Origin of the sequence: Devosia psychrophila, assembly GCF_000971275.1 — a bacterium.
Lineage (GTDB): Bacteria > Pseudomonadota > Alphaproteobacteria > Rhizobiales > Devosiaceae > Devosia > Devosia psychrophila.
This window is the reverse complement of the sequence record NZ_LAPV01000132.1, coordinates 21,603-31,381: the sequence shown is the minus strand read 5'-3', so window position 1 is coordinate 31,381 and position 9,779 is coordinate 21,603. Positions and strand designations below refer to the sequence as shown.

Here is a 9,779-nt window from a genome sequence, read left to right as displayed (position 1 = left end):
TGGGCGGCGTCCCCCGTCGCGGCATCTTCGACAACATGAAGACTGCGGTCGATCGGATCGGCTCCGGCAAAGCCCGGCAGGTCAACGCCCGGTTCGCGGCGATGGCCAGCCATTATCTGTTCGAACCAGAGTTCTGCAATCCGGCATCAGGATGGGAGAAAGGGCAGATCGAGAAGAATGTGCAGGATGCCCGCCGGCGCCTGTGGCAGCCACTGCCCAACTTCCCCGACCTCGATGGCTTGAACGCCTGGCTCGAAGAGCGGTGCATCGCACAATGGGGCCAGATCGTGCATGGCAACCTTCCAGGCAGCGTGGCCGATGCGCATGCCGGGGAGATCTCCAGTCTGATGGCCGTGGGGCGACCCTTTGACGGCTTTGTCGAACAGACCAAGCGCGTAACCCCGACGTGCCTGGTGCACTTCGATCGCAACCGATACAGCGTGCCCGCTTCGTTCGCGAACCGCCCAGTGAGCCTGCGGATCTATCCTGGGAGGATCGTCGTGGTGGCTGAAGGCCAGATCCTATGCGAGCACGCTCGGATCATCGATCTCTCACACCACCAGCCGGGGCGCACGGTCTATGACTGGCGGCACTATCTGGCAGTGATCCAGCGCAAGCCTGGTGCCCTGCGCAATGGGGCGCCGTTCCTGGATCTGCCAGAGGCGTTCCGGCGGTTGCAGGGGCTCCTGCTCAAGCGCCCAGGTGGCGACCGGGAGATGGTTGAGATCCTGGCGCTTGTCCTGCACCACGACGAGCAGGCGGTCCTGTGTGCCGTGGAGGTCGCGCTCGAGGCGGGCGTTCCCACCAAGACCCATATCCTCAATCTTCTGCATCGTCTGGTCGATGGCAAAGAGACTGAGGTTACGTTGATCGATGCGCCCCAGGCGCTGACCTTGCGCCAGGAACCAAAAGCCAACGTCGCGCGCTACGACACGCTGCGTGGCAAGGATGTGCGCCAGGCGTCATGATCCTGCCAGTGCCGCCGTTGTGGTCATGCTCCGCAGCCTCAAGATGTATGGCATGGCCCAGGCCGTGGACGAGCTGATCGAACAGGGTGCTCCTGCCTTTGATACTGCCGTGCCGATCCTGTCCCAACTGCTCAAGGCCGAACTTGCCGAGCGGGAGGTCAGGTCTATCGCCTATCACCTCAAAGGCGCCCGCTTCCCAGCCTACAAGGATCTGACCGGCTTCGACTTCGCCTCCAGTGAGATCAATGAGGCCTCAGTCCAGCAACTGCACCGCGGCAACTTTATCGAAGGCGCCGACAATGTGGTACTGATCGGTGGTCCTGGCACCGGCAAGACCCATGTTGCCACAGCGCTGGGCATCCAGGCGGTCCGCCACCACCACAAGAAGGTCCGCTTCTTCCCCACCGTCGACCTGGTCAATGCACTTGAGCAGGAAAAGGCCGCCAACAAGGCGGGCCAGCTTGCCGAGCGCCTGCTGCGCCTCGATCTCATCATCCTCGATGAACTGGGTTATCTGCCGTTCAGCCCGTCAGGCGGGGCGCTGTTGTTCCACCTGCTCAGCAAACTCTACGAGCAGACCAGCGTCATCATCACCACCAACCTGAGCTTCAGCGAATGGGCCGGCGTGTTCGGCGACGCCAAGATGACCACGGCTCTGCTCGATCGGCTCACCCATCACTGCCATATCCTGGAAACCGGCAATGACAGCTTCCGCTTCCGGGCAAGCGCCGCGGCACCCAAAACACGAAAGGAAAAACCCGCCACTTGACCATCCCCGCATCGCGGGAAACTATCGTCCAACCGGGTCACTTCTCAATGACAATCCCGGGTCAGATCCAAACGGCAATCAACACCTCGTCACGTGACGCAGAACTATCGCCGTTTTCATCGACGCTCCTCCCAGCATCAGAGCACAACTTTCATGTTACTCCGAAGCTCTTGTGACGAGAGTGGCGATGTTGGTGTCTTTCGCACCGGCGAGTAGACCACCCTCCCAATGACCTGGGATGGCCCGGTCGTCAGCCTCGGCAAGACGCACACGGATGGAGACCATATCGAGGATTGTCCTTGCCCGCTCGGCTCTGAGCACCTTTGGCTCTGCCCGGTCCGCATCTACTATCAGCCAATGGGCAGCCACCGCACTTCTGCAGCAACCAAGACTGCAAATTGGTGTTTGATCAAATGCTCAAAATAGCCTAAACCCCGTCGTTATCAACTTTGTGCCCGCGCCCCGTCACGCGACTTCGGCCCCGGCGACCACAACGAATACGAGATTCTGCATGTCACGCTTTGCCAGACGCATTACCCAGACTTCGGAAAAGAACTACGGCATGTTCCAGAAGGCGTCGGCCAAGTCGGCGACTGGGGCTGATCTGATCCATCTTGAGCTGGGACGTCCGTGCCATGACACGCCGGACCATATTAAGCAGGCGACCATCAAGGCGTTGCTCGCCGGAAAGGTTCACTACAGCGATCTGCAGGGTGAATTGGCGCTGCGGCAGGCGTTGCAGAAAAAGCTCGCTGAATATAACAATATCGACGCGACGGCCGGGGAAATTCTTATTACCAACGGGCTGACCCAAGCGTCCTATGCTGCCTTCATGGCCCTGCTGGATGAGGGTGACGAGGCCATTCTGCTTGAACCTTTTTATCCCCAGCACGTCAACAAAATCGAGATGACAGGCGCCAAGGTGGTTCTGGCGCCGCTTGATCGTGACGCGGGCTTCAGCATCCGCAAGGACCTGATCGAAGCCAAGATCACCAAGAACACGCGCATGATCGTGCTGGTCAATCCGTGCAACCCGACCGGCCGGGTATATTCGCGCGATGAATTGCAGGATCTCGCCGATCTCGCCATCAAGCATGACCTGATCATCGTTTCGGACGAGGTCTATGAACAAATCCTGTTCTCAGGCGCCGAGCACATCAGCATCGCCTCGCTGCCGGGCATGAAGGAGCGGACCATCACCATGTTTGCCTTCACCAAGGCCTATGCGATGGATGGCTGGCGGCTGGGCTATCTGGCGGCCGATGCGGCTTTGATGCCTGGATTGATGAAGATCACCATGAACGAGGTGACCCATGTCAACACGTTCATCCAGGATGGCGCGCTGGCGGCCGTGACCGGCCCTGCATCGGTGCTGCAGGACATGGTGGACGATGACCAGAAGAAGCGCGATCTGGTGGTACGCCGCCTCAACCAGATGCCAGGCGTAACCTGCGCCATGCCAGAAGGCACAATCTACGCCTTCCCCGATATCAGTGCCACTGGGCTAACCTCGCAGCAGGCGGCAGACGCCCTGCTTGACAAGGCCAATGTCGTGGTCGAGGCCGGCGGCTTTTACGGTCCGTTGGGCGACAGCCATATTCGTGTGTGTTTCGGGTCGCAGAGCTACGAGCGCATTGAAGAGGGCATGGACCGCATGGCTGGCTTCTTCAACGCGCTGTAAAAACCGTTGGGCCTTCTGCCTCGGCAGAATACAACGCAACTCAAACTTGGCGGCACCGCTGCAATGGGGTTGCCGCTGCAGGGAGCTGCGTCCATGTCCATAGTTGGTAAACTGGCCCCGATATCCTCGCGGATGACCATTGCTGACGGCGTCTACCAGCAATTGCGCGACGCATTGATGGTCGGCAGGTTCGACCCGGGGCAGACACTGACCATCTCGTCGCTGGCCACCACTTTTGGCACAAGCCACATGCCGGTTCGCGAAGCGTTGCGGCGCCTGGCTGCTGAAAACGCGCTTGAAGTCTCGTCGGGCGGATCGGCGGGCGTGCCGGCGGTGTCAGTAGAACGACTGGACGATCTGTGTCGCGCCCGCGTTGTAGTTGAAGGGCTGGCAACCGAGCTGGCTACGGAGCGGATGACCACCGCCGCGCTGATCGAGCTTGAGACGATCGTGGCTGAGCATGAGGCGCTGAGTGACGAGAAGCACGTCTATGACATGCTGGACCGCAACCGCGCATTTCACTTTGCGATCTATCGGCAGTCGGGTTCCGAAGTGCTGCTTCAGATCATCGACAGCCTCTGGCTGCGGTATGGGCCGTATATGCGAATGCTCTCGACCCATATCGCGCCGCAGCTAGAAACCGGCCTGCATGAGCCGTTTACGCATCACCATCACCTGATCATCGGGGCCATGCGGCAAGGCGATGCCGCGACAGCCAAGAGAGAAATGGTCGCCGATATCGACGGTACGCTTGGCCTGTTGCGCCAGCTCTGCGAGAGCAGCGCCCGGCGGTGATTTAGACCATGGAGAAAACTTTAGGTCTTGACTATTTGGGCAGGCGATTTAGTTTACATCTAAACTAATGTCGCTTTCCTGAAGGATTTCGGTTCATGCGCATCGTCTGCATCGGCGGCGGCCCCGCAGGGCTCTATTTCGCGCTCTTGATGAAGAAGAACCATCCCGAGCACAGCGTTACGGTGGTCGAGCGCAACAAGCCCTACGACACATTTGGCTGGGGCGTGGTTTTCTCGGATGCCACCATGTCGGCCATGGTCGAGTGGGATCCCGAGAGCGCAACCGAAATCCAGGATGCCTTCAACCATTGGGACGATATCGAAGTCCTGTTCAAGGGCACACGCCAGCGCACGTCGGGCCACGGCTTTGTCGGCATTGGCCGCAAGAAGCTGCTCAACATCCTGCAGCAGCGCTGCGAGGCACTAGGCGTCGAACTGGTGTTTGAAACCGACGCAAGCGGCGATCTCGACTACGCGGATGCGGACCTCGTCATTGCCTCGGACGGGTTCAACTCCAAAATCCGCAATGCCTATCAGGACGTGTTTCAGCCCGATCTGGCGGTGCGGCCGAACCGCTATATATGGCTCGGCACGAACAAGCTGTTTGACGCCTTCACCTTCGATTTCCGCAAGACCGATCACGGTTGGTTCCAGGCTCATATCTACAAGTTCGATGAGAACACCTCGACTTTCATCATCGAGACGACCGAAGAGACCTATCTGGCCCATGGCCTCGACCAGATCGAGCAGCAGGGCTCCATCGACTTTTGCGAGAACCTGTTTGCCGAAGTGCTGGAGGGCCAGCCTCTGATGACCAACGCACGACACGTGCGCGGTTCGGCTTGGCTCAATTTCAATCGCCTGATCTGCGGCAAGTGGAGCCATTTCAATGGCAATTCCCATGTCGTGCTGATGGGCGACGCGGCCCACACGGCGCACTTTGCAATCGGCTCGGGCACCAAGCTTGCCCTTGAGGACGCTATCGAGCTGACGCGTCAGTTCAACCTGCATGGCCACGACAAAACTGCAATTCCGGCCGTCCTGCAGGACTACGAAGACATTCGCCGGGTCGATGTTGCGCGCATCCAGAATGCGGCGCGCAATGCTATGGAGTGGTTTGAGGTGGTTGGCGCACGTTATGCCGACCAGCTTGAGCCCGAGCAGTTCATGTATTCCATGCTGACCCGCTCGCAACGCATCAGCCACGAGAACCTGCGCCTGCGCGATGCGAACTGGCTTGAGGGCTATGAGCGCTGGTTTGCGGCGGATGCCGGCGTGAATGTCGAGCTTGGCAAGCGTAGTGTTCCGCCAATGCTGACGCCTTTCACGGTGCGTGGCGTTACGTTGCAGAACCGCATCGTTGTGTCGCCAATGGCCATGTATTCGGCGGCAGACGGGTTGATCGACGATTTCCATCTGGTCCATCTGGGCGCCCGCGCCATGGGTGGTGCAGCGCTGGTTTTTGCCGAGATGACCTGCGTGTCGCCCGATGCGCGCATTACCCCCGGATGCCTTGGCCTTTGGAACGATGAGCAGACAGTCGGCTGGAAGCGGTTGGCGGATTTCGTTCACAGCAATAGTGGCGCGAAGCTGGCCATCCAGATCGGCCACGCCGGTCGCAAGGGCTCGACCAAGCTGGCTTGGGAGGGAATCGACCAACCACTCGACGAGGGTGCCTGGCCGCTGATCTCGGCGTCACCGCTGCCCTACCTCAAGCACAGCCCGGTGCCCAAGGCGATGGACCGCGCCGACATGGACCGGGTGCGCGACGACCATGTCGCGGCAACGCGGCGAGCGGCCGAGGCTGGTGTCGATTGGCTGGAGCTGCATTGTGCCCACGGCTACCTGCTGTCGAGCTTTTTGAGCCCTCTGACCAATCAGCGTGACGACGAATATGGTGGCAGTCACGAGAACATGGCACGCTTTCCGCTCGAAGTTTTTGCCGCGGTGCGTGCCTTATGGCCAGAGGACAAGCCGATCTCGGTGCGCCTCTCCTGCAATGACTGGTTCGAGGGTGGCAATACACCCGACGATGCGGCCATCTACGCACAGATGTTTAAACAGGCTGGTGCCGACGTGATCGACTGTTCATCGGGACAGGTGTGGAAGGACGAAAAACCAGTGTATGGCCGCCTGTTCCAGACGCCGTTCTCCGACAAGATCCGCAACGAAGTGGGCATCCCCACCATCGCCGTCGGGGCTATTTCCGAGGCTGACCAAGCCAATTCGATTATTGCGGCGGGTCGTGCCGACCTCTGCGCGATAGCACGTCCGCATCTGGCCGATCCAAGCTGGCTGTTGCATGAAGCGGCAAAAATCGGCATCAAATCGGTGGCTTGGCCAAAGCAGTATTATGCAGCGAAGTCGCAGTATGAAAACAACCTGGCGCGGGCGGGTCGATGAGTTCAGACACTAGGCTGTCCGGTCGCCATGCCTTGGTGACCGGGGCTTCGGGCGGGATCGGCCAGGCAGTGGTGCGCAAGCTGGTGGGCGAAGGCGCATCCGTGACCCTTGCGGGGCGGCAGCGCGAGCGTCTGGAAGCTTTTGCGACCAGCCTGCCGCCCGCACAGGTCAAGATCGTCGACGACTTCGACATTACCGACGCGGACAAGATCACAGCCGGTGTCGAGGCTGCCCATCAGGGGTTCGGCGCGGTCGACATCCTGATCAACAATGCCGGCGAAGCGCCCAGCGCGCCGTTCGACAAGATGACGCCAGACTTCTGGAACAAGGTCATCGCCACCGATCTTACCGGGGTGTTCCTCGTCACGCAGGCATTGCTGGGTGACATCAAGGCCTATGGTGCAGGTGGCCGGATTATCAATATCGCCTCCACGGCAGGACTGATCGGCTATCGCTATGTGAGCGCCTATGCGGCGGCAAAACATGGGGTGATAGGGCTCACCCGCTCGCTGGCTCTGGAGCTGGCCCGCACTGGCATTACCGTCAATGCGGTGTGCCCCGGCTTTACCGACACGCCGCTGATTGCACGGGCGGTCGAGGCGATCGTTGGCAAGACCGGACGTAGCGAGATGGAAACGCGGGCCGAACTGGCGAAGGCCAATCCGCAAGGTCGGCTGGTCGATCCCGAAGAGGTTGCAGACACTGTGCTCTGGCTGGCTTTGCCGGGCGCATCATCGATTACCGGCCAGGCCATCGCCGTGGCCGGCGGCGAAGTTATGACCGGCTGAAGAGCGGAGTTTTTATGCCATTTACCCAATCCAAGCCGTTGCGTTTCGGCGACTGCGACCTGACCGGCATCGCCTATCATCCAGCCTATTTTTCCATGCTGGTCGATGTGAACGAGGCGATGTTCGCGTCATTCGGCGTCACCTGGAAAGAGCTGATGTATGAGCGCAAGATGGGCTTGCCGACGGTGACGATGAACGTCGAGTTCAAGCGCCCGTCTACCTATGGCGACGTGCTCGATTTTGCGGTGCATGTTCGCGCCATCGGTCGTGCGTCTCTCGACCTTGAAACCGTGGTGACGGTCCGCGACGACGTGATCTGGACCATCAAGCAACGCATCGTCGCGACCTCGACGGTCGATCACAAATCGCACCCCTGGCCGGACGACGTCCGCGCGGGTCTCACGCGCTATCTGGAGCCAGTTCAATGACCCATCAGATCATCCAGCCCGAAGGTTGGGCCAGGCCCATCGGCTATTCCAACGGTATGGTAGCGCGCGGCCGCATCGTGCAAGTCGGCGGCCAGGTTGGCTGGGATGCCAATTGCGAATTCCAGTCAGACGACTTCATCGACCAGGTGCGCCAGACGCTCAAGAACGTTGTGGACGTTTTGGCTGCGGCCGACGCTGGCCCTGAGCACATCATCCAGATGACCTGGTATTTCACGGATCGTCACGCTTACAAGTCGCGCATGAAAGAAGTTGGTGCAGCCTATCGTGAGACGATCGGCCGGCACTTCCCGCCAATGGCGGCGGTTCAGGTCGTCGCCCTCATGGAAGATCGCGCCAAGATTGAAATCCAGGTGCTTGCCGTCGTTCCGGACTGATTATTCGTCCAGCGCGCGGCGGACCGAGGTCTTCATCTTCTGAAGCAATGCGAGAAGCGCCTTCACGTCCGCCGGGGCAAGATCCTTGGTCAGATTGCGAACCCACTCTTCGTTGGATGCGGCCATCTGGATAAACTTCTCGCGGCCAAGCGTCGTCATCTGCACGATGTTCTCGCGTCGATCGTTCGGATTTTGGTTCCGGACGATCATGCCATCGTCCATCAGGCGCTTGATAACCGAGGTAATATTGCCCGGCGACACCATGAGCCGCTGGGACAATTCCCCCAGGATTAGGCCATCAGGCACACGATAAAGCTGGGACAGAATATCGAAGCGGGGGAAGGTGACGTCGAACTCGTTCTGCAGGCGGCTGCGAACGTCGTTCTCCATCAGCCGGGTGACACTGAACAGACGCAGCCATAGCCGCAACTCATCGTGGTGGTCGCCCGGCGCGTCGGCTATCTTGGTCTCGGCGTCGATCCAGACCCTGGAATGTTCGGTCACGGCATGGTCTCCCCAGCACTCTCTGTTAAGCCAGCGCGATGGGCGCCGCAAGCCGGGCAAATTACTTGACACCTAAAATAAAACACTCAATATCGAGGTCCGGCGGTACAAGGTCCGTCGCAGCATTTTGGAGGAGCTCATGACCGCAGAAGTCAAAGCCGTCGTCACTCGTAAAGGCCAGGAACATACAGGCACCGGACAGTCCGGCGGATGCGTGCGCGTGACAGGTGTTGGACCCGAAATTACCCCGGCGACCAAGCTTTGGTTCGGCAAGGTGAGCAATGATCCTGGCTATCGCTCCTTGCCGCATCACCACGGTGAAGCCGAGACAGGTGGCTATGTACTCAAGGGCTTTGGCCGCATCTATTTCGGCGAGAATTACAGCGAATATCTCGACATGGAAGAGGGCGACTTCGTCTTCGTGCCGCCTAACTGGCCGCATGTCGAGGTCAACATGTCGACGACCGAAGAGCTAGTCTGGCTGACCACGCGAACGCCCGACAATATCGTGGTCAACCTGCCCGATGTCGAAGATGCGACTCTAACCGGCTTCCGACGGGCATAGACAATGAAACTTCTTCGCCATGGCCCAAAGGGCTCCGAAAAGCCTGCCCTGCTCGATGCGCTCGACCATGTGGAGGGCTATTGCGTCGTCAATGATGTGTCGGAGCGCAGTTTCCAGTCCGAGCGTGGCGGCCAATGGACCAAGGGCAAGAGCCACGACACGTTCGGGCCGATCGGGCCTTGGCTGGTAACGCGCGATGAAGTGGCCGATCCGCAAAATGTCGGGCTTTGGCTCGATGTTGACGGGGTTCGCCGTCAGACCGGTAATACCAATACCATGATCTTCAGCGTGGCATTTCTCGTGAGCTACATCAGCCAGTTCATGACCCTTGAGCCGGGCGATGTGATCGCGACCGGCACCCCGCCGGGCGTCGGCATGGGCATCAAGCCCGAGCCGGTTTTCCTGCGAGTGGGCCAGATCATCACGCTTGGCATTGATGGGTTGGGCAGCCAGCGCCAGACAACGATAGCGGCAGGGGAATGAG

At 59.8% G+C, this 9,779-nt stretch carries 10 protein-coding genes and 2 pseudogenes; 10 read left to right on the top strand and 2 right to left on the bottom strand.

Annotated features, from left to right (window positions below):
* Together WH91_RS13555 and istB are read left to right on the top strand one after the other, a co-directional pair.
* On the top strand, positions 1-968 hold a 968-nt coding region (locus WH91_RS13555; protein WP_046171554.1), incomplete at its 5' end, for an IS21 family transposase.
* Positions 949-1,737 carry an IS21-like element helper ATPase IstB gene (gene istB, locus WH91_RS13550; RefSeq protein WP_046171549.1) on the top strand — a complete coding sequence of 263 codons (789 nt, stop codon included), beginning with the start codon at positions 949-951 and terminating at the stop codon, positions 1,735-1,737. The genes WH91_RS13555 and istB, both read left to right, overlap by 20 nt.
* Before the next feature lie 162 nt (positions 1,738-1,899).
* Here the strand turns inward: istB and WH91_RS26160 are convergent.
* Positions 1,900-2,065: pseudogene (locus tag WH91_RS26160) on the bottom strand (IS30 family transposase); the annotation flags it as partial.
* Between the two features lie 183 nt (positions 2,066-2,248).
* Here WH91_RS26160 and WH91_RS13540 point away from each other — a divergent pair.
* From WH91_RS13540 to WH91_RS13515, 6 genes are all read left to right on the top strand, one after another.
* Entirely contained in the window at positions 2,249-3,418 is a 1,170-nt protein-coding gene (locus WH91_RS13540; RefSeq protein WP_046171547.1) for a pyridoxal phosphate-dependent aminotransferase, read from the top strand.
* Between the two features lie 93 nt (positions 3,419-3,511).
* On the top strand, positions 3,512-4,213 hold the full coding sequence (locus WH91_RS13535; RefSeq protein ID WP_171910594.1) for a GntR family transcriptional regulator: 702 nt from the start codon (positions 3,512-3,514) through the stop codon (positions 4,211-4,213).
* 95 nt (positions 4,214-4,308) lie between these two features.
* The gene (locus tag WH91_RS13530) at positions 4,309-6,615 is read left to right on the top strand and encodes a bifunctional salicylyl-CoA 5-hydroxylase/oxidoreductase (protein ID WP_046171546.1); all 2,307 of its coding nucleotides are present in this window, start codon (positions 4,309-4,311) and stop codon (positions 6,613-6,615) included.
* Positions 6,612-7,403: an SDR family NAD(P)-dependent oxidoreductase gene (locus tag WH91_RS13525; RefSeq protein WP_046171545.1), complete on the top strand. Its 792-nt coding sequence runs from the start codon at positions 6,612-6,614 to the stop codon at positions 7,401-7,403. The genes WH91_RS13530 and WH91_RS13525 overlap by 4 nt, the downstream gene beginning before the upstream one ends.
* A gap of 14 nt (positions 7,404-7,417) precedes the next feature.
* The gene (locus WH91_RS13520) at positions 7,418-7,831 is read left to right on the top strand and encodes an acyl-CoA thioesterase (RefSeq protein ID WP_046171544.1); all 414 of its coding nucleotides are present in this window, start codon (positions 7,418-7,420) and stop codon (positions 7,829-7,831) included.
* Positions 7,828-8,226 carry a RidA family protein gene (locus tag WH91_RS13515; RefSeq protein WP_046171543.1) on the top strand — a complete coding sequence of 133 codons (399 nt, stop codon included), beginning with the start codon at positions 7,828-7,830 and terminating at the stop codon, positions 8,224-8,226. Before WH91_RS13520 ends, WH91_RS13515 begins: the two co-directional genes overlap by 4 nt.
* Here WH91_RS13515 and WH91_RS13510 read toward each other — a convergent pair whose 3' ends face one another.
* Positions 8,227-8,730: a MarR family winged helix-turn-helix transcriptional regulator gene (locus WH91_RS13510; RefSeq protein WP_046171542.1), complete on the bottom strand. Its 504-nt coding sequence runs from the start codon at positions 8,728-8,730 to the stop codon at positions 8,227-8,229.
* Between the two features lie 139 nt (positions 8,731-8,869).
* On the opposite strand from WH91_RS13510, the gene WH91_RS13505 reads away from it, so the two are divergent.
* Positions 8,870-9,295 carry a cupin domain-containing protein gene (locus WH91_RS13505; protein WP_046171541.1) on the top strand — a complete coding sequence of 142 codons (426 nt, stop codon included), beginning with the start codon at positions 8,870-8,872 and terminating at the stop codon, positions 9,293-9,295.
* Between the two features lie 54 nt (positions 9,296-9,349).
* Positions 9,350-9,778 (top strand): annotated as a pseudogene (locus tag WH91_RS13500) (fumarylacetoacetate hydrolase family protein); the annotation flags it as partial.
* Position 9,779 lies beyond the last annotated feature (1 nt).

What these genes read in the sequence shown, in the direction of transcription:
- WH91_RS13540 (WP_046171547.1), top strand. Translation starts at nt 2,249, where the DNA reads ATGTCACGCTTTGCCAGACGCATTACCCAGACTTCGGAAAAGAACTAC.
- WH91_RS13525 (WP_046171545.1), top strand. Translation starts at nt 6,612, where the DNA reads ATGAGTTCAGACACTAGGCTGTCCGGTCGCCATGCCTTGGTGACCGGG.
- WH91_RS13520 (WP_046171544.1), top strand. Translation starts at nt 7,418, where the DNA reads ATGCCATTTACCCAATCCAAGCCGTTGCGTTTCGGCGACTGCGACCTG.
- WH91_RS13505 (WP_046171541.1), top strand. Translation starts at nt 8,870, where the DNA reads ATGACCGCAGAAGTCAAAGCCGTCGTCACTCGTAAAGGCCAGGAACAT.
- WH91_RS13530 (WP_046171546.1), top strand. Translation starts at nt 4,309, where the DNA reads ATGCGCATCGTCTGCATCGGCGGCGGCCCCGCAGGGCTCTATTTCGCG.
- istB (WP_046171549.1), top strand. Translation starts at nt 949, where the DNA reads ATGTGCGCCAGGCGTCATGATCCTGCCAGTGCCGCCGTTGTGGTCATG.
- WH91_RS13515 (WP_046171543.1), top strand. Translation starts at nt 7,828, where the DNA reads ATGACCCATCAGATCATCCAGCCCGAAGGTTGGGCCAGGCCCATCGGC.
- WH91_RS13535 (WP_171910594.1), top strand. Translation starts at nt 3,512, where the DNA reads ATGTCCATAGTTGGTAAACTGGCCCCGATATCCTCGCGGATGACCATT.